General features: G+C 59.5%; 16 protein-coding genes. 5 read left to right on the forward strand and 11 right to left on the reverse strand.

Translation table 11 applies throughout. The annotated features are described in order from the left end of the window. Position 1 precedes the first annotated feature (1 nt). From FHX05_RS03830 to FHX05_RS03840, 3 genes are all read right to left on the reverse strand, one after another. Positions 2-1027, reverse strand: a complete 1026-nt coding sequence (locus FHX05_RS03830; RefSeq protein WP_183870717.1) for a metalloregulator ArsR/SmtB family transcription factor — start codon at positions 1025-1027, stop codon at positions 2-4. Between the two features lie 191 nt (positions 1028-1218). Then, entirely contained in the window at positions 1219-2868 is a 1650-nt protein-coding gene (gene ettA, locus FHX05_RS03835) for an energy-dependent translational throttle protein EttA (protein ID WP_112334452.1), read from the reverse strand. 125 nt (positions 2869-2993) lie between these two features. After that, entirely contained in the window at positions 2994-3740 is a 747-nt protein-coding gene (locus FHX05_RS03840; protein WP_112605173.1) for a ribonuclease, read from the reverse strand. 165 nt (positions 3741-3905) lie between these two features. Between FHX05_RS03840 and FHX05_RS03845 the strand changes: the two genes are divergently transcribed. From FHX05_RS03845 to FHX05_RS03860, 4 genes are read left to right on the forward strand one after another with little or no spacing between them, the layout of a single operon-like run. Beyond that, complete coding sequence (locus FHX05_RS03845) at positions 3906-4838, forward strand: alpha/beta hydrolase (RefSeq protein WP_183870718.1); 933 nt, start codon at positions 3906-3908, stop codon at positions 4836-4838. 19 nt (positions 4839-4857) lie between these two features. Then, positions 4858-5817 carry a DMT family transporter gene (locus FHX05_RS03850; RefSeq protein WP_183709646.1) on the forward strand — a complete coding sequence of 320 codons (960 nt, stop codon included), beginning with the start codon at positions 4858-4860 and terminating at the stop codon, positions 5815-5817. Positions 5818-5835: 18 nt separating this feature from the next. Continuing rightward, positions 5836-7038, forward strand: a complete 1203-nt coding sequence (locus FHX05_RS03855) for a CaiB/BaiF CoA-transferase family protein (protein ID WP_183870719.1) — start codon at positions 5836-5838, stop codon at positions 7036-7038. After that, positions 7035-8693 (forward strand): thiamine pyrophosphate-binding protein, encoded by a 1659-nt coding sequence (locus FHX05_RS03860; protein WP_183870720.1) that lies wholly within the window; start codon positions 7035-7037, stop codon positions 8691-8693. The genes FHX05_RS03855 and FHX05_RS03860 overlap by 4 nt, the downstream gene beginning before the upstream one ends. 42 nt (positions 8694-8735) lie before the next feature. Here FHX05_RS03860 and FHX05_RS03865 read toward each other — a convergent pair whose 3' ends face one another. From FHX05_RS03865 to FHX05_RS03875, 3 genes are all read right to left on the reverse strand, one after another. Further along, positions 8736-9077 carry a RidA family protein gene (locus FHX05_RS03865; protein WP_183870721.1) on the reverse strand — a complete coding sequence of 114 codons (342 nt, stop codon included), beginning with the start codon at positions 9075-9077 and terminating at the stop codon, positions 8736-8738. An 83-nt stretch (positions 9078-9160) separates the two neighbouring features. Beyond that, complete coding sequence (locus tag FHX05_RS03870; protein ID WP_112334441.1) at positions 9161-9499, reverse strand: sulfur transferase domain-containing protein; 339 nt, start codon at positions 9497-9499, stop codon at positions 9161-9163. A 72-nt stretch (positions 9500-9571) separates the two neighbouring features. After that, positions 9572-10411: a DUF4432 family protein gene (locus FHX05_RS03875; protein WP_183870722.1), complete on the reverse strand. Its 840-nt coding sequence runs from the start codon at positions 10409-10411 to the stop codon at positions 9572-9574. 216 nt (positions 10412-10627) lie between these two features. On the opposite strand from FHX05_RS03875, the gene FHX05_RS03880 reads away from it, so the two are divergent. Next, positions 10628-12088: a L,D-transpeptidase gene (locus FHX05_RS03880; protein WP_112605153.1), complete on the forward strand. Its 1461-nt coding sequence runs from the start codon at positions 10628-10630 to the stop codon at positions 12086-12088. 114 nt (positions 12089-12202) lie between these two features. Here FHX05_RS03880 and FHX05_RS03885 read toward each other — a convergent pair whose 3' ends face one another. The 5 genes from FHX05_RS03885 to FHX05_RS03905 all read right to left on the reverse strand — a co-directional run bounded on the left by FHX05_RS03885 (position 12203) and on the right by FHX05_RS03905 (position 18853). Continuing rightward, positions 12203-13351, reverse strand: a complete 1149-nt coding sequence (locus FHX05_RS03885; protein ID WP_112605150.1) for an iron-containing alcohol dehydrogenase — start codon at positions 13349-13351, stop codon at positions 12203-12205. After that, positions 13348-14733, reverse strand: a complete 1386-nt coding sequence (locus FHX05_RS03890) for an aldehyde dehydrogenase family protein (protein WP_183870723.1) — start codon at positions 14731-14733, stop codon at positions 13348-13350. The genes FHX05_RS03885 and FHX05_RS03890 overlap by 4 nt, the downstream gene beginning before the upstream one ends. A 155-nt stretch (positions 14734-14888) precedes the next feature. Next, complete coding sequence (locus FHX05_RS03895; protein ID WP_015340391.1) at positions 14889-16259, reverse strand: glutamine synthetase family protein; 1371 nt, start codon at positions 16257-16259, stop codon at positions 14889-14891. A gap of 125 nt (positions 16260-16384) precedes the next feature. Further along, positions 16385-17956 (reverse strand): amino acid permease, encoded by a 1572-nt coding sequence (locus FHX05_RS03900; RefSeq protein WP_183709634.1) that lies wholly within the window; start codon positions 17954-17956, stop codon positions 16385-16387. A gap of 126 nt (positions 17957-18082) precedes the next feature. Beyond that, positions 18083-18853 (reverse strand): N-formylglutamate amidohydrolase, encoded by a 771-nt coding sequence (locus FHX05_RS03905; protein WP_183871179.1) that lies wholly within the window; start codon positions 18851-18853, stop codon positions 18083-18085. Positions 18854-18981 lie beyond the last annotated feature (128 nt).

Genomic DNA, 18981 nt, shown 5'->3' on the forward strand with positions numbered 1-18981 from the left:
GTCAAACTCTCCCGGCAAGAATGGGGGATGACTGCTGGCCCTGGTCGGACGCAATCAGCAACCGCGGGTCGCGCGCCAGCCAGATGGTGACGGTCAGCGCCTGTCCGCCTTCCCTCCCCGAATGAAGATCCTGCACGCGCTCCACATCTAGCCCCGCCAGTTTCAGCCAATCCGACATGGCCTGATGCGAGAAACCGAGGCGCAGATGCGCATGCTCGTCACGCAGATATTCAAGCCCGTGCGGCGCGAGGTCGATGATGACAAGCCGGCCGCCGGGCCGAAGCATTCGTGCGGCCTCATTGATCGCAACCTCCGGCTGATCAAGGAAATGCAGCACCTGGTGGATGGTGATGAGATCAAAATCCTGCTGCTCGAGCGGCAGGTTGAAAATATCGCCATGCCGCACGGAGGCGCTTGTGATGTTGGCCCGGTCGAGATTGGCGCGAGCGACCGCCAGCATGTCACGGCTGGCATCGATGCCGATGGCGCGGCGGTAATGCCCGGTCAGAAGCTGCAGCATCCGGCCCGTGCCGGTGCCGAGATCCAGGAAGGAGTCGATTGGTTGCGGGCCGATCAGGTCGATCAGCGCTTTGTCGACATCCTCGTCGGCGACATGGAGACGACGCAGTTCATCCCACTCGGCGGCATTGCGGCTGAAATAGGCCTGGGCGCGTTCGGCCCGGATGCGCTTCACGGAAGCAAGACGTTCCCCGTCACGCAGCAGCACCGTATCCTTTTCTGCGGTATGGCGCAGGAGGCTGCGGGCCAGCGTCACGGCCTTGCCCTCCTGCTTCAGCCGGAAGTAAGCCCAGGCGCCTTCCTGATAACGATCAATCAGACCGGCTTCGCCGAGCAGCTTCAAATGCCGGGAAATGCGCGGCTGCGACTGGCTAAGGATTTCGGTAAGATCGGTCACCGTGAGATCGCCGGCAGCAAGAAGCGCGAGAAGACGCAGCCTCGTCGGCTCTCCGACTGCCTTCAACACGTCCACTACGTCATCCAAGCCGAGTTTAACCAGATCTGTCATTCTGCACCCAATCAAGATATAAAGATATCTTTATGTGATTTGGGTTTTCTTGGCAAGAGCCAATCGGCTAGCCAAGGGAGTTCGACGTCGGAAATCCATTAGTTTCCGGCGAAAACAGAATATCGAGGGCGATTGCTACATAAACGAAAACCCCGGACAAGCCGGGGTTTTCAAAGAGCCAAACCGGGAGCTCAGCGTGTCAGGCGCTTATGCGCCTGGCTGCCCGGATTAAGGGCATCGGGGCCGAGACGGCGGATCTTGTCCTGCTCGTAATCTTCGAAATTGCCTTCGAACCATTCGACATGCCCTTCGCCTTCAAAGGCCAGGATGTGCGTGGCCAGGCGGTCGAGGAACATGCGATCGTGGCTAATGATGATGGCGCAGCCCGCGAAGTTTTCAAGCGCGCTTTCCAGCGCCCCCAGCGTTTCCGTATCGAGGTCGTTGGTTGGTTCGTCGAGCAGAAGCACGTTGCCGCCAGCCTTCAACATCTTGGCCAGATGAACGCGGTTGCGCTGACCGCCAGAGAGATTGCCGACCTTCTGCTGCTGGTCGCCGCCCTTGAAGTTAAAGGCGCCGCAATAGGCGCGCGAGTTCATGTCGAACTTGCCGAGCTTGATGACTTCGGCGCCGCCGGAGATTTCCTCCCATACCGTCTTATTGCCGTCAAGCGCGTCGCGGCTCTGGTCGACATAGCTGAGATGCACCGTCTCGCCGATGCGAACCGTGCCGGCATCCGGCTTTTCCTGCCCGGTGATCATCTTGAACAGGGTCGTCTTGCCGGCGCCGTTCGGGCCAATGATGCCAACGATGCCGCCGGGCGGCAGCTTGATCGACAGATCGTTGATCAGCGTGCGGCCTTCGAAGCCCTTGGTGATGCCCTCCATCTCGATCACCACCTGGCCGAGACGCTCGCTGACCGGAATGATGATCTGCGCATCACCGGGACGCTGATTTTCGGCAGCATCGACCAGCTGTTCGTAAGCGTTGATACGCGCCTTGGACTTGGCCTGGCGGGCCTTGGGGCTGGAGGCAATCCATTCCTGTTCACGGCTGATCGCCTTCTGGCGGCCAGCTTCTTCGCGGGCTTCCTGCTGCATGCGCTTGGCCTTGGCCCGCAGATAGGCGGAATAGTTGCCTTCGTAGGGAATGCCACGACCGCGGTCGAGTTCGAGAATCCAGCCGGTAACATTGTCGAGGAAGTAGCGGTCGTGGGTGATCATCATCACGGCACCCGGATAGTCGCGCAGGTGCTTTTCCAGCCAGGCAATGGTCTCAGCGTCGAGATGGTTGGTCGGTTCGTCGAGCAGCAGCAGGTCCGGCTGCGAGAGAAGCAGACGGCACAGTGCAATACGGCGGCGCTCACCGCCTGAAAGGCTGGTGACTTCGGCATCGCGCGGCGGGCAGCACAAGGCTTCCATCGCCATCTCCACCTGGCTTTCCAGATCCCAGAGGTTCTGGCTGTCGATGATATCCTGGAGCTTGGCACCCTCTTCCGCGGTCTCGTCGGAATAGTTCATCATCAATTCGTTGTAGCGATTGAGGATTTCGGTTTTCTTGGCAACGCCTTCCATGACGTTTTCGAAAACCGTCTTGTTGGGATCGAGCTGAGGCTCCTGCGCCAGGTAGCCGATGGTGGCGCCTTCGGCCAGCCAGGCTTCGCCGGTATATTCCTTGTCGAGGCCGGCCATGATGCGCAGCACGGTCGACTTACCTGCACCGTTCGGGCCGAGAATACCGATCTTGGCATCGGGGTAGAAGGAGAGATGGATATTCTCGAGAATCTTCTTGGCGCCATAGGACTTATTCAGACCGGCCATATGATAAATGAACTGACGTGCCATAGCTTGGGTTGCTCCACGGGCGAATAGCGTTGCGATTTGTGCCGCTATGTAGGCGAAACCCCGCCCTCGGGCAACGGCGAAACCTTGTCCGAGGGCATTATCCGCGTCAGAAAGGCCGTATTTTCTCAGAAACCGGCCGCGTCCACCACACCCCGATCACAGCCGAAGGAGGTGCTGCCGGCCCCCTGGATCAGTTTGGCGAGCCGCGGCTCACTGCCCTGCTGGGGATCGATCGCATCTTCGGAGAGACCGATGGTCAGCTCCGAAATCATTCGGACATCACCGACGCGGCGGCAGCTCATCTTGATGCGCGCATTGGCGCCCTCGCCGAAGCTCTGATCAAAGGCCGCCTTGATGCTTTCGGCATCCAGCTCTTTGCCGATATTCTGCGCGAAAAGATCCCGCACGGCAGACGTATTGAGTTCGGCGATCAGGCCAGCGGCGATGGAGAAATATTGATCGGCGCTGAGCTTCGTGCAGGTGCCGTGCTTGATCCATTCATGCCGCTCCAGGCCGGATTGAGTGCCTGGCATTGCCTTGTCCAGCTTCGCCTTCACGTCTTGGGAAAGCTGCACGGCAGGCAGATCCTTCCAGTCGCGACCACGATCCGCCTGCTTCAGATCCTCGGAAACATCGCAATATTCCTGCCGCATCGGCCAGAGGCCATGCAGAGAAAAATTCGTGGCATCATGATTGTTCGACGACTGGTTCCGGCATTCCACCTTTTTCTGGTTCGTCTGACAAAATGCCGGCTCCCAGCTCGCCGCCAGGATAAAGCGCGTCCGTCCGCGGCTATGTTCCTGAGCCATGGCGCTCGCCGCCGTTCCGACCGAAAGAAGTACAACTGCAAATACTCGAAGCCACTGCTTCATTCCTGCCTCCAACTAGAACATTATGGGAACAAATAAGCAGTTTGAGCGAGCGGGCGCAATCCTGAATCACGGCGCTCGGAAAGATTTATTTCTGTGAGCTTTACCACCTATCCATTGCAATCGAGCGGAGGATAACCTTTCGTCTAACTGGGGAGGAGCCAATATATGTTCGCCGAGACGCAGCGCCTGAAAAGTCCGACAGGCGCAACCCTTGCCTATCATCATTTGCCGGCGGCAACCGATGCTCGCGGCATCCTGCTGATATCGCACGGTCTCGCCGAGCATTCCCGCCGATACGAGGCCTTCGCGGATGCGATGGCGGGCCGAGGCTTTCATGTCTATGCTCACGATCATCGCGGCCATGGCGAGACGATGGCCCCCGATGCACCCATCGGCCGCTTTGCCCGGAGAAATGGTGTCGAGCAGGTGATCGCCGATGTGCTCGCCATGCGCGAGCTTGCCGCAAGCTCCCATCCTGATCTGCCCATCATCCTGTTCGGGCATTCCATGGGCGGGTTGATTAGCCTGAATACTGTGGTCACGCATCCAGCCAAGTTCGATGCCGTCACGGTCTGGAATTCCAATTTCAATCCGGGCCTCGCCGGCCGCGCCGCCCAACTCATCCTCAAACCGGAGCGCATGTTCAAGGGATCGGACGTTCCGAGTGGACCGCTGCCGAAACTGACCTTCGGCACGTGGGGTAAATCGATCGCCAACCGCCGCACCGATTTCGACTGGCTCTCGCGCATTCCCGAGCAGGTGGACAAATATATCGCCGATCCGCTTTGCGGCTTCGATGCCTCGGTCTCGCTCTGGCTCGACCTGTTTGAACTTACCTTCCGCGCACCACAGAAGGCGCATCTCGATCGTCTCCGCCGCGACATGCCGATTCATCTCGTCGGCGGTGGCAAGGATCCGGCGACCGACGGTGCGAAAGCGATTTCCTGGTTGGCAAAGCATTTGGAAAAAGCCGGATTCTCTCGTATCACCACCGAAATCTATCCCGACATGCGGCACGAGACGCTCAACGAAATCGGTGCCGAGGAAGCCATTTCCAACTTCGCCGACTGGTGCAAGAGGGTAGCGGCAAACAACTGATTCTCATGGGAATTCCACAATGAACACCTCCAGCGGCTCCTCGGCGCGATTGCAGCAGTCGGAGCTGACCTTCGGTTTGGTGACGATGTTTCTCTCCGTCGTCCTCTCGCCAGTCATGGATATCTTCTCCAAGCTCGCGGCGACCACGATTCCGCCGGGCGAAGTGACCGCCGCCCGCTTCATCTTCCAGGCTCTTTTTGCGCTCCCCATGATGGCAATGCGCGGGAAATGGGGCGTGTGGGGTTGGCGACGCAGCGGCGTCCATGCCATCCGTGCCACCGTGCTCACGCTGTCCATGGTGTCGTTCGTGACCACGCTGCAGGTGATGGAAGTGGCCGATGCCATTGCCATCTTCTTCGTCGAGCCGATGATACTCACCATCCTCAGCAGCGTCTTCCTGAAGGAAACCATCGGCTGGCGGCGTTATACCGCCTGTGCCGTCGGCTTTTTCGGCGCGATGCTGATCATCCAGCCAAGCTTTCAGGAAGTCGGCTTTTTCGCCTTGCTTCCTATCGTCACCGCGTTTTGCGTCGCCGTCTACGTCATGATCACGCGCGTGGTCTCCCATAGCGAGGACGCATGGTCGATGCAGTTCCAGACGGCTTTATGGGGGACCGGCATCAGTGTGGTCCTGCTTGCCATCGGTCGAACGACGGGATCTACAATCCTCGATCCGGTCATTCCGGATCTGACGGCCATGCTCTATCTGCTCGGTGTCGGGGCCACCGCGGCAGCGGCGGGTATCCTCACGGTATATGCCTATCGCGCCGTGCCGGCCTCGACACTTGCGCCGCTGCAGTATTTCGAGATCGTTTCCGCCACGATCTTCGGCTGGCTCGTCTTCGACAATTTCCCGGATGCGATCAAATGGCTCGGCATCCTCATCATCACCGGCTCGGGGCTTTACATTCTCTGGCGCGAGCGGCGCTTTGCTTCCAAGCCGGTATCCGATACATCTGAAACTGCATTCACGCCGTAAGCGGCAGAGCGGATCGACATGACGGACCAGAAAACCAAGAAACCTCCGCTCTCCGGTATTCGCGTCATTGAGCTTGCCCGCGTTCTCGCCGGTCCCTGGGCCGGACAGATGCTGGCCGACCTCGGCGCCGATGTCATCAAAGTGGAAAATCCCGACGGCGGCGACGACACGCGCCAGTGGGGACCGCCCTTCGTCGAAGGCAAGGACGGCGAGAATCTCTCTGCCGCCTATTACCACTCTGCCAATCGCGGCAAACGCTCCATTACTGCCGACCTCAAGACCGAGGATGGACAGGGCCTGGTGCGCCGACTGGTAAAGACGGCCGATGTGGTGATCGAGAATTTCAAGCTCGGCGGCCTGGTAAAGTACGGGCTGGATTATGAAAGCCTGAAGAAGATCAATCCCCGCATCGTCTATTGCTCGATCACCGGCTTCGGCCAGACCGGTCCCTATGCCGGTCTCGCCGGCTATGACTATATCGTGCAGGGCATGTCCGGCTTCATGTCGATCACAGGCGAGCCGGATGGCCAGCCGATGAAGGCCGGCGTCGCGATCGCCGATATCTTCACCGGCATCTATGCCGTTTCGGCAATCGAGGCCGCCCTGATCCATGCGCTGAAGACCGGGGAAGGACAACTCATCGATATGGCGCTGCTCGATGTACAATCCGCAGTGCTCGCCAATCAGAACATGAACTATCTGATCTCGGGTAAGCCGCCTGTGCGGCTCGGCAACGCCCATCCGAATATCTCGCCCTATGAAGTCGTGCCCACCGCCGATGGATATCTCATTCTCGCTGTCGGCAACGACGGGCAGTTCCGGCGCCTCTGCGCCATTCTCGGCATGGAAACCAATGCCGCCGACGAGCGCTATGCGACCAACAAGGCCCGCGTCGCCAACCGCAACGAAGTGCGCGCTTTCATTTCTGCCGAAACGCTGAAGTGGAACAAGGCAGAGCTGCTGAGGGCCTGTGAGGCCAACGCCGTACCGGCCGGCGCCATTAACACGATCGAGGATATGTTCGCCGATCCGCAAATTGTGGCGCGCGGACTGAGGATCGATCTCAAAGATAGCGCCGGCACTGTCATTCCGAGCGTCCGCACGCCGATCGTGCTGTCGGAAACGCCGTTGACCTATACGCGGCCGAGCCCGCGTCTCGGCGAACATCAGGAGGAAGTTCTGGCCGAATTGGCCAAACTGGAGGGGAAGGCGAGGAAATGAAGCGAACGGGCGGGCAACTTATCGTCGAGGCTTTGAAGGCCAATGGCGTGCAGCGCATGTCCTGCGTGCCGGGCGAGAGCTTTCTCGCCGTGCTCGATGCCCTGCGCGAAAGCGATATCAAGGTGCTCGTCTGCCGCCAGGAAGGGGGCGCGGCGATGATGGCGGATGCCTGGGGCCGATTGACCGGCGAGCCGGGCATTTGCATGGTCACCCGCGGTCCCGGCGCCACAAACGCCTCTGCCGGCCTTCATATCGCACGGCAGGATTCGATCCCGATGATCCTGTTCATCGGCCAGGTCCAGCGCGATGCCCGCGAACGCGAAGCCTTTCAGGAAGTCGAATTTCGCCGCGCCTTTACCGAATTCGCCAAATGGGTCGGCGAGATCGACGATGCCGCCCGCATTCCGGAATTCGTCACCCGTGCCTTTGCTGTGGCAACATCGGGGCGTCCCGGTCCGGTGGTGCTGACCCTGCCCGAGGACATGCTGCGTGACGAGGTCGAAGCGCCGCAAGCGCTGCCCTATGTCCCTGTTGCCGCCCATCCGGGCCGCGACCAGCTTGCAGAGCTTAGTCAGCGCCTTGCGGCTGCCCAGCGGCCGATGGTCATTCTCGGCGGCACGCGCTGGAACGAAGAAGCAGTTTCCGGCATCAGGCAATTCGCCGAGCGTTTCAAGCTGCCGATCGGCTGCTCCTTCCGCCGGCAGATGCTGTTCGACCATCTGCACCCAAACTATGCCGGCGATGTCGGCATCGGCATCAATCCGGCGCTGGCAAAGGAAATCAAAGAGGCGGATCTCCTCATCCTTCTCGGTGGACGTCTTTCCGAAATGCCGTCCTCCGGCTATACGCTGGTCGATATCCCCTACCCGCGCCAAAAGCTCGTCCACATCCATCCCGACCCTTCAGAACTCGGCCGCGTCTATCGGCCGGACCTTGCCATTTGTGCCAGCCCAGCGGACTCCGTTGCAGCTCTGGCGGAACTCGATGCGCCAACCGCGACACCGTGGGCCGAGCGCACGGAACGTATGCACGCAGCCTACCTCACCTGGTCGAAAACACCGGAAAAGAGCCCCGGCGCGGTCCATATGGGCCGCATCATGGATTGGATCGAAGCCAATACGGCCGATGATGCGATCTTCACCAACGGCGCCGGCAACTATGCCACCTGGCTTCACCGCTTCCATCGCTTCCGCCGCTTCAACACGCAGGCGGCTCCGACGTCGGGCTCGATGGGATATGGCCTGCCGGCAGCGGTTGCCGCAAAGCAGCTCTTTCCTGATCGCGAAGTCATCTGCTTTGCCGGCGACGGCTGTTTCATGATGCATGGTCAGGAATTTGCGACGGCTGTCCAGTATGGACTGCCGCTCATCGCTTTAGTCATCAACAACGGCATGTACGGTACGATCCGCATGCATCAGGAGCGGGAATATCCCGGCCGGGTCAGCGCCACCGCACTCGACAATCCAGATTTCGCGGCCCTTGCCCGCGCCTATGGCGGCCACGGCGAAACAGTGAAGGCGACGGAAGAATTCGGCCCGGCCTTCGAACGGGCGCGAGCGAGCGGCAAGCCGGCCATCATCGAGATTGCGCTCGACCCGGAAGCGATCACGCCCTCCCGCACCCTTACGGAAATCGCCCAGACAAAAGGCCGGTGAGCGCGAGCCCACCGGCCTTGAAAAAATCACGGATGGCGCGACTTAGAGCGCTGCCGTCACGATGAATTCGACCTTGTACTTCGGCGCTGCAAGCTTGGCTTCGCTGGTCGCACGGGCCGGCGTGTTGGCCGGATCGACCCAGGCTTCCCAGGCGGCGTTCATCTCAGCAAAGTAGGAGATGTCCGAGAGGTAGATGAGCGTCTGCAGGATCTTCGACTTGTTGGTGCCAGCCGCAGCGAGCAGGCGGTCGACTTCAGCCAGTGCCGACTTGCACTGATCGGTGACGCTTTCGCCTTCGCCAACCTGGCCAGCGAGATAGACGGTGTTGCCGTGGATGACAGCGCCGCTCATCCGGGCGCCAACGTCGATACGCTTGATGCTCATGGTGTTCTCCTGGTGTTGTTCTTAGACAGATAAAAGGGCATGACCATGCCCTGTGATCAAAAAGGTGAGGGGAAAGAACCCGTTCAGCCGCGAATGTGATGTGTCTTCTGATAGATCGCGGTCGAACGAGCGCCGGAGCGGCAATAGCCGAGCATCGGCCGCGGAAACTCGTCCAGCGCATCAACCATGCCCTGCACGGCCTCTTCAGTCACGCCCATCGGGCCGACAGGCACCTGGGTGATCTCCAGGCCGAGTTCCTTGGCGCGAGCCTCGATGACACCGAATGGCGTCTGATCCGGGCTTTCGCCATCGGGGCGATGGCAGACGATGGACTTGAAACCCAGGGCCTTGATCTGGTCGAGATCCTCTACGGTGATCTGGCCGGACACCGAGTATTCATCGTCGATCGGGCGGATATCCATGGTTCATGTCCTCTCTAAAACCGTGGCCTTGATCTACGCCGCCATAGGGCGAGCGTCAACCGCGGCGCACTCTCAAACGAAGGCAAAGTTGAGCATGAAATTGCGGGTTTCACCGGGCTGGAGAATATTGAATTCGCCCGCCTCTTCCAGCTCGGCCCGCGAGACCCAGCGATGCGAAACAGGCTCGATACCGAGCACATGCGCCGGCGCGCGCTGATTGCGCCAGACCTGCAGGAATGGCAGCGTGTCCGTTCCGAACCGCACCCTTAGTGTCTTGCCGCCGATGGCCGCGATGGGGCCGAGGCTGATTTCTGCCCAATCCTCGCCCTTGTCCTGCGCCGGCACACAGAAGATATCGCCCCCCTCCTCGCCGAAGGTCCAGGGAAAGCCGCCATTGTCAAGCATCTGACCGGCAAGACGCGTGCCGTTATCGAACCATTTGCCGCCGATATTCATGTGGTACATCAGAAAGACCGGCATCGCCTCTGTGCTGGTATTGACCAAACAATCGGCAAGTGAGACCTCGCCCGTCGCGCCATCGATCTGCCAAAGTCGTTCGAGCCTTGCCGTTCGCCTTTCGGCGGTGACAACATCGATATCGGCGCGGCATTCCGCATTGCCATTCTCGAATTTAGTCCAGAGAATTTTGGCTGGATGGGACGCGAAGGAACCGTGAAGCGGATAGCGCTTGCCTTCATATGCGCCGGACATCGGCTCGGGATGGCGGATATGGTCCGGCCCGCAGGTGAAGAGGAAGCCTTCCACCGAATGACTGATACGCGGATCGCCATCATCAGGAACGGCGCTTCCGGGCGCAAGATTATTGCCCTCGACAATGCAGGCGCCTATATCCAGCACAGACCCCTCGTCCAGCGTCAATTTCGGCCCTTTCGCCGCAGAAAAATCCATCATCCCCAAAGTCCTCCCTGATTGGCGCCGAGCGCAGGTGCTGTCCCAAGCTGGCGCGCGGCTGAAATAAGCGGTTATTTGGCTTACCAAATCTTAACTTGAAGCCTTGATCACATAAATTTTTATATTTTATTCAGCATGATAATCTAAATCTCCATACTGGCGTCAAAATTGCCATGTGTGTGTCAGCCGAACGACCATCCCGAGGATCCGACAGACGTGAACCGGTTCGTAAAATTAAGTTTTGCCCTGGCAATGACTGCCACCGTGTCCATGCTCGCGCTCACGAACGCGCAGGCACAATATTATCGTAGCGGCAACGGCAACACGGTTCTTGTCACCCCTGACGGCCGGATCCTCGATCAATATCCTTATGGTGGTGGATATTCCATGGCCCGCGACGGTCGCGGCCGCCGGGTCCTGATTGATGCCTACGGCAATGTCGTCGCCACGGAAATGAGGGCCAGCACCTACTATCCCCGCGCCCCAGCCCGCGATACCTATGGCAATAATGGCGGCCGGTATGGCGACACGCAGCTTTCCAACAACGGCGACTACCAAGACTATCGTCAATATCGCTCCGACAGCTACGGAAATTACGACGGCGCACCCAACAATGGTTACGACCAGCAGGATCGCGGTGTGGTCACCGGCGGAATTCCGCGCGACAGCGATATCCAGCGCCAGCCGCTCGACAGTCAGCCATTGCCTGGTAAGAACCAGGGCCAGACGAACCCGAACGGCAACGACTACGCGTCGATCGATCCACAGCAGAGCGCGCCCGACATCGTCAACAAACCGGCACCGGCCGAACCCGTCATTACGCTGAAGGGCAAATCGAAGATGGAGATCACCGCGCTGGAGGTCTTCCTCGCGCGGCAGGGCATTTCGCCTGGTGCGATCGACGGCAGAATGGGTGCCAATGTCACCAAGGCGATCTATGCCTATCAGCAGATGACCGGCCAGACGCTCGACCCGAACAATACCGACGCGATCCTCGAGCAGCTTCGCATGTCCGGCGGTATGCCGATCGTCAACTACACGATCACGGCGGCCGATGCCGCAGGTCCGTATGTCGCCTCTATTCCTGAGGACTATGCGGCTAAGGCACAGATGCCGTCCCTCGGCTATACCTCGACGACGGAAATGCTGGCCGAACGCTTTCACATGGATGAAGGCTATCTGAAGGCGCTCAATCCCGGCGTCGATTTCACCGTGCCGGGCAGCACCATCAAAGTCGTCAATACCGGCCCCAGTAAGACCGGCGCAGTCGCCAAGATCCTGGCGGACAAGGGCCGCAAGCAGGTTTTCGCCTATGACGCCAACGGCACGCTGATCGCCGCCTACCCGGCCAGCATCGGCTCCGCCGACACGCCCTCGCCGTCAGGCACAGTCACGGTCGAGCGCGTCGCCTTCAACCCGGGCTATACCTACAATCCGAAGATCAACTTCCAGCAAGCCGGAAACGACAAGGTTCTCAATATTCCGCCAGGCCCGAACGGCCCGGTCGGTACGGTCTGGATGGCTCTATCGAAGCCGACCTACGGCATTCACGGCACGCCGGATCCCTCGAGAATCGGTAAGACGCAGAGCCATGGCTGCGTGCGCCTCACGAATTGGGATGCGACCGAACTTGCCAAGATGGTCAAGCCAGGCGTCGTCGTCGAATTCGTGGATTGATTACCAGACAGAGCTTCAATGAAAAAAAGCCGCCGGGTGACACTCGGCGGCTTTTGTTGTTTGGCCTGATATGCTGCCAATTTCATCCCGCATATCGGGGAGCTCAGCGCAGTATCAGAAGCAATCCCGGAAGAGAGCCTTGGTATTTTCGAGCGTCAGCGGCACCGGATTGCCGCCGGCACTCGGGTCTTCGATCGCCATGGCGGAGAGCTCGTCGATCCGATCGGGCGCGATGCCCATGGCAGACAGATTTTCCGGCACGCCGAGTTCCGAGCGCAGTTGCAGCACATAGTCGTAGAAGCCGTCAAAACCGCCCGAGATGCCCAGATAGGCTGCGGCGCGGGCAATCTTATCCTCGATGGCCTTGCGGTTGAAACGCAGGACGGCCGGCATGACGACGGCATTGGTCATGCCATGATGCGTGTTGTAGACGGCGCCGATCGGATGCGAGAGCGCATGGATGGCGCCAAGCCCCTTCTGGAAGGCGACGGCGCCCATGGCGGCAGCACTCATCATGTTGGCGCGGGCTTCGAGATCCGTTCCCTCGCGATAGGCGCGCGGCAGGAATTCCTTGACGAGCCGCATGCCCTCCAGCGCGATACCGGCCGACATCGGATGGTAGAACGGCGAGGAATAGGCTTCCAGGCAGTGGGCGAAAGCGTCCATGCCAGTGCCGGCGGTGATGATCTTCGGCATGCCGACGGTCAGTTCGGGATCGGCGATGACGACGCCGGGCAAGAATTTCGGGTGGAAGATGATCTTCTTCACATGCGTTGCGGAATTGGTGATGACGCTGGCACGGCCGACTTCCGAACCGGTGCCGGCAGTCGTCGGCACCGCGACGATCGGCGCAATGCCTTCGACGCTGGCGCGGGTCCACCAGTCCCCGATATCTTCGAAATCCCAGACCGGACGCGTCTGGCCCACCATGAAAGCGACGCACTTGCCGAGATCGAGGCCGGAACCGCCGCCGAAGGCGACGACGCCGTCATGGCCGCCGTCCTTGAACGCCTTCACGCCGGCTTCGAGGTTCTTCTCGTTCGGGTTCGGGTCGACGTCAGCGAAGATGGCGCGGCCGAGACCTGCATCTTCCAGAATATCCAACGCCGTCGCCGTGATCGCCATCGAGGCAAGTCCCCGGTCGGTGACCAGGAGAGGCTTCTTCATGCCCAGGCTCTTGCAGGCGTCCGCCAGTTCCTTAATCCGGCCACGGCCGAGCTTGAAGGCGTTGGGATAGCTCCAATTGGCTGAGATAGTGCTCATGCTGTTACTTTCTTCAGATGATAGGATTTCGGGCGCGTCAGATTGTGGAAGCCGATGATCGAGAGCGAGCCGCCGCGGCCGGTTTCCTTGACGCCGGTCCAGCACAGCGCCGGATCGAGATAATCGGCGCGGTTCATGAAGACGGTGCCGGTTTCGATCTCGCGGCCGATGCGCGAGGCGCGCTCGACATCCTTCGTCCACAGCGAAGCCGTCAGGCCGTAGGGGCTGTCGTTCATCAGCTTCAGCGCTTCCGTGTCGCTCTTCACCTTCATGATGCCGACGGCAGGGCCGAAGGTCTCCTCGCGCATAAAGGCCATGGAATGATCGACATTGACGAGAACCTGCGGCGCGAGATAGGCACCGCCATCGTCAGCCGGAAACAGCTTCGGGTCGACCAGCGCCTTGGCGCCCTTAGCGACCGCATCGGCGATCTGTTCACGCACCACCTTGGCAAAGCGCTTGTGCGCCATCGGCCCGAGCGACGTCTCGGGATCAAGGGGATTGCCGAGCTTGTAGTTCGAAACCCAGGCAACGGACTTCTCGACGAAGGCGTCATAGAGCGATTCATGCACATAGATACGCTCGATGCCGCAGCAGCACTGGCCGGAGTTGTAGGTCGCTCCATCCATCAGCGTGTCGACGGCAGCGTCAAGATCGGCGTCCTCCATGACATAGCCCGGATCCTTGCCGCCAAGCTCCAGTCCGAGGCTGGTGAAGGTGCCGGCAGCGGCGCGCTCGATCGACCGGCCGCCTTCGACGGAGCCGGTGAAATTGACGAAGTTGAAGCTTCCGGCTGCGATCAGCGCCGAAGTCGTTTCATGATCGAGGAAGACATTCTGGAAGACATCGGCGGGGACGCCGGCCTCGACGAAAGCCTGCACCAGCCGCTCGCCGACGAGCAGCGTCTGGCTTGCATGCTTGAGAATGACGGTATTGCCGGCCATCAGCGCCGGGGCGACCGTGTTGATCGCCGTCATGTAGGGATAGTTCCACGGCGCGATGACGAAGACGACGCCATGCGGTTCGCGCTCGATGCGGCGGGCAAAATTGGCGCTGTCCTCGACGACCAAGGGTGCCAGCGCATCGGCGGCGATCGACGCGACATAGTTGGAGCGCTCGTTGAAGCCGCGATATTCACCGCCGTACCTGATCGGGCGGCCCATCTGCCAGGCAAGCTCCGGCACCACTATTTCAGCCATCTCATTGAGCCGGGCCACGCCCTTGAGCACGAGCTGAACGCGATCCTCCAGCGGACGACGCGCCCAATCCTTCTGCGCCTTGCGGGCGCGTGCGACGACGTCCTTGGCAGCTTCCAGCGACAGAGATGGACGCTCGGCATAAACCTCTCCGTTCACCGGGGAGACGCATGTGATCATGGTCATGATCGAATTCCTGTTTTCTTGGTCAGCCAATTGATTGCCCGGATGTTGCAGAACCTTTGGCCGCCTCTAACAAGAAACGGCAGGTCAACAAGCATCCCAGCGCCCCCTGCCCGATCCTAGAATGAAAATCGGGCAAGAGGCAGATCGCAAATGCCTTACGCTCTTTCGAATCCGCGCGCCACTTCCCAATCCGTGATGCGACGATCATACTCCTCCTGCTCCCATTCGGCAGCGCGGGTATAATGATCGATGACATCGTCGCCAAAGGCGGCACGCAACATCTTCGAATTGGTCAGGGCTTCGGTCGCACCACGCAGGGTGCGCGGTATCTCGCGAACTTCGCGCGCACCATAGGCATCGCCGACAAAGGGCGCCTCCAGTTCGAGCTTGTTTTCGATGCCATCAAGGCCGGCGGCAATCAGGGCAGCAAATGCCAGATAGGGATTGAGATCCGAGCCGCCGACGCGGCATTCGATGCGAATGCTTTTGGTTTCGGCTCCGCACAGGCGATAGCCGGCGGTGCGATTGTCCGTGCTCCAGATCGCCTTGGTGGGTGCGAAGGTGCCGGCAACGAAGCGCTTGTAGGAGTTGATATAGGGCGCAAGGAAATAGGTGATTTCGCTGGCATGCGTCAGAAGGCCCGCGACATAGTGCTTCATCAGCGGCGTCATGCCGTGTTCTTTTTCCTTGTCGAAGAACAGCGGCGTCTTGCCGTCTACACTCCAGAGCGACTGATGAATATGAGAGGAACTGCCCGCAGCGCTGTAGTTCCACTTCGCCAGGAACGTAATGGCCTTGCCCTTCGACCAGGCAATCTCCTTGCAGCCATTCTTGATGATGGCATGGCGATCGGCCATGGTCAGAGCATCGGCGTAGCGGACGTTGATTTCCTCCTGGCCGGCGGATGCTTCGCCCTTGGAGTTTTCGACAGGGATCTCCGCGCCCTGCAATCCCTTGCGGATCGCCCGCATCACATCTTCTTCCTTCGTGGTCTGGAAGATGTGGTAATCCTCGTTGTAGCCGCTGACGAGATTGAGATTGCGATAGCCGGACTCGCGTGCGCTGTCGTAGCTTTGGTCGAACAGGAAGAATTCAAGCTCCGAAGCCATGTAGGCCTTCATGCCCATCGCTTCGAGACGCTTGACCTGCTTTTTAAGAATAGCGCGTGGCGAATGCGCGACTTCCTCATGAGTATGATGGTCGAGCACGTCGCAGAGGACGAGCGCTGTGCCTTCAAGCCAGGGAATACGCCGCAGCGTGGCGAGATCGGGCTTCATCGTATAGTCGCCATAACCCTTCTCCCAGCTCGTCGACTTGTAGCCGGAGACGGTCTCCATCTCGATATCGGTCGCCTGCAGATAGTTGCAGCTATGCGTTTCCTTCCATGCGCTTTCGATGAAAAATTCCGCCTGGAAGCGTTTGCCCATCAACCGGCCCTGCATGTCGACCTGACATGCCAGAACCGTATCAATGCGCCCTTCGGCCACATCTCGCTTGAGGTCGTCGAACGTATAGCTGCTGCTCATAATTTGGTCCGCCTAGAAGATGGAAGTGGGTCGGCCAGCGGTGCTGTCGGATATGTTACCGGAGCCGCTCGTCAGTTGGATGGGGCCGCGGCTGCGGCCCCTGCCGGATTGATGCTGAATGAGGATCACACTTCGCCGACAGCTCGTTCGGCAGCGGCGATATCGGCCTGGCGCTTGGCGATCATGTCACCGATCGGCGGCCCCTGGAAACGGCGCTTCTCGAAGGCGAACCAGACGATTGCAGTCAAAACGAGGAAGCCGATTGTGATATAGAGCGCCCATTCGTTCGGCGGCTGCACACCGATGATGAAGATGACTGCCATAGCAATGATCACCAGAACGGAGACCAGCTTGTAGGTGCCGATGCCCATGTTCCACGGCCCCATCTTCGGCCATTTCGCCGTTCCGATCGCCTTGATGCCGAGGACGATCGGCACGGTAAAGGAAAGGAACAGGAAGATGACGGTGCACGACACGACGATGGTATAGGCGGAAGAGCCGGCGATGGTCACGAGCGAAGCGCCCCAGACGAAGAGGACCGCAAGGATTGCAGCCGTCCAGATGGCGATGGAAGGCGTGCGGAATCTCGGGCTGACACTGGCGAGCGACTTCGAGAATGGCAGGCCGCCGTCACGCGAGAAAGCATAGATCATGCGCGATGCGGAGGTGACGGTCGCCAGGCCGCACAGCAGCTGCGAGATGAAGATCGCAACATAGAGGATGTTGGCGACGACGGGATTGGTGATGCTGTTGATCGTCCAGAAGAAGACGTTCCAGCCCTGTTTCGATGCCTCGTTCATGTCCGGGATGGCCAGAAGGAAGGCCAGCAGCATGATGTAGCCGAACAACGACGACCACCAGACCGAGGAGACCATGCCGCGCGGCACGGAGCTGGAAGCCTTGACCGTCTCTTCCGACGTATGCGCCGAGGCGTCGTATCCCGTAATCGTGTAGATCGGCAACAACAGTCCAAGAGCGAAGACGTACCAGATATTGTCCATCTTCGGCCAAACGGAAGCATCACCTTCCGGCGTTCCGGAGTAGTTGGTGAAAGTCCAGATGCGGCTGATATCCCAGCTCTTGACACCGATCAGGCAGACGATGGTCAGCGCGATCGCGGCGGCAAAGATCAGGTAGCCGGACATATCGGTCAGTTTTGCCGTGAGCCTGATGCCGAAATGATTGATCAAGGCTTGCAGGCCGGTGATGATGGCAACAAAAATGATCTGGTTGGCAAAACCGGCCGAAGTGGTGGTATCGACGGCAATGCCGAACCAAGGGGCGATGGAGCCACTGAAGAAGCCCCAAGTACCCACATTGATCGCGCCAAGCACCGTGATCAGGCCGAGAAGATTGAGCCAGGCCGTCAGCCAGCCGGTGAACCGGTTGCCGAGGATCGACCCCCAGTGATAGAGGCCGCCGGCCGTGGGATAAGCCGAAGAAATCTGCGCCATCGAGAGCGCGAAAACGCCCGAAATCAGGCAGCCGAGCGGCCACCCTATACCAATGGCGGCACCGCCCGCGCCAGACGTCGCCTGTGCAAGCGAATTGATGCCGCCGGATAGAATGCAGATAATGGAGAAGGAAATGGCGAAATTCGAAAACGAACTCATGCGCCGTTCCAGCTCCTGAGCATAGCCCATGGAGTGCAGGATTTGTATATCCTGCTTTTTGTCTAACTCTGAATAATCAGACATGCCATTCCCCCTAAAGCCCGGTCGTCCGCGGGATTGCGGAGAACCATGTGTCACATTGACCGCTGGCATTTTGCCATGCGGCCTGATCGCAGTTGAACTGCTCCCCGGGGTCTTTTTCTTTTATGCTCAGGCTTCCAGACTGCTCTGGAGAAGCCCCGTCAGATAATCGGCCACGACCCCTTGGCCGACGTCATCCCGAATGAGGTCGTTGCGGACCTCGATCATTACGTTATGCAGACTATTGGCAAGCCCATGCAGCTTCAGCGTATGGGTAACGCCGTCTTCAGGCCCATAAGGCTGGTTTCGTTCAGTCTTGTAGAGCGGCGCTTCGGTCGCTGCGTCCAACATGCGATCGGCTAGCCAACGGTCTTCGTCATGCAGAATGCCAAGCTCCACTGCGCGCGGCTTGCCATTATAGATCGGCGTGAAGCTGTGAATTGTCACGATCACGGTTTTTTGTCCGCGTGCGGCACGCTCCTTCAAGAGCGACCGGATGCGATCGTGGAACGGGATATAGAGCCCCTCCGTGCGGGCCTGCCTATCCGCTTCGCCCAGATGCTGATTGCCGGGGATCGTATAGATCTCGCTCGTCTCCGGCATGGCACCAGCACTTTCGGGCGGCCGGTTGCAATCGTAAATCAGCCGGGAGAAGCGCTGAAACACCAGAGTGGCATCAAGGCCCGCGGAGATTCTCCTTGCAACCGCGAGTGCGCCCGGGTCCCAGGCGATGTGGCTGGAACGCGCCTCTGCTGAGAGCCCGAGATCGCCGAACCGCTCAGGAATCTCACGCGATGCATGTTCGCAAACGAGCAAAACTGCGCTGCTTCCGTCCGGCCTTTCGACCGCGACGCAATCGCCGTCTGCCTTCGACAAAATGCCTTGCTGCGCAAGCATCAGAGACGCCCCAGTGCCGATTAATAAAATCTTTATAAGAAAAGAATTCTTCAGGTTTTCCCTGCTGTCAACTGGAAACTGAAATTATTTCTTCATTTGTGACATTGACTCGAATTGTGACAGCGTTGTTA

Origin of the sequence: Rhizobium sp. BK491, from assembly GCF_014194925.1 — a bacterium.
Taxonomy (GTDB): domain Bacteria; phylum Pseudomonadota; class Alphaproteobacteria; order Rhizobiales; family Rhizobiaceae; genus Rhizobium.

Bases quoted from the DNA above. Each gene is read 5' to 3' on its own strand.
- FHX05_RS03850 (WP_183709646.1), top strand. From the start codon at position 4,858: ATGAACACCTCCAGCGGCTCCTCGGCGCGATTGCAGCAGTCGGAGCTG.
- FHX05_RS03900 (WP_183709634.1), bottom strand. From the start codon at position 17,956: ATGTCTGATTATTCAGAGTTAGACAAAAAGCAGGATATACAAATCCTG.
- FHX05_RS03830 (WP_183870717.1), bottom strand. From the start codon at position 1,027: ATGACAGATCTGGTTAAACTCGGCTTGGATGACGTAGTGGACGTGTTG.
- FHX05_RS03860 (WP_183870720.1), top strand. From the start codon at position 7,035: ATGAAGCGAACGGGCGGGCAACTTATCGTCGAGGCTTTGAAGGCCAAT.
- ettA (WP_112334452.1), bottom strand. From the start codon at position 2,868: ATGGCACGTCAGTTCATTTATCATATGGCCGGTCTGAATAAGTCCTAT.
- FHX05_RS03885 (WP_112605150.1), bottom strand. From the start codon at position 13,351: ATGAGCACTATCTCAGCCAATTGGAGCTATCCCAACGCCTTCAAGCTC.
- FHX05_RS03875 (WP_183870722.1), bottom strand. From the start codon at position 10,411: ATGATGGATTTTTCTGCGGCGAAAGGGCCGAAATTGACGCTGGACGAG.
- FHX05_RS03855 (WP_183870719.1), top strand. From the start codon at position 5,836: ATGACGGACCAGAAAACCAAGAAACCTCCGCTCTCCGGTATTCGCGTC.
- FHX05_RS03845 (WP_183870718.1), top strand. From the start codon at position 3,906: ATGTTCGCCGAGACGCAGCGCCTGAAAAGTCCGACAGGCGCAACCCTT.
- FHX05_RS03840 (WP_112605173.1), bottom strand. From the start codon at position 3,740: ATGAAGCAGTGGCTTCGAGTATTTGCAGTTGTACTTCTTTCGGTCGGA.
- FHX05_RS03865 (WP_183870721.1), bottom strand. From the start codon at position 9,077: ATGAGCATCAAGCGTATCGACGTTGGCGCCCGGATGAGCGGCGCTGTC.
- FHX05_RS03895 (WP_015340391.1), bottom strand. From the start codon at position 16,259: ATGAGCAGCAGCTATACGTTCGACGACCTCAAGCGAGATGTGGCCGAA.
- FHX05_RS03890 (WP_183870723.1), bottom strand. From the start codon at position 14,733: ATGACCATGATCACATGCGTCTCCCCGGTGAACGGAGAGGTTTATGCC.
- FHX05_RS03870 (WP_112334441.1), bottom strand. From the start codon at position 9,499: ATGGATATCCGCCCGATCGACGATGAATACTCGGTGTCCGGCCAGATC.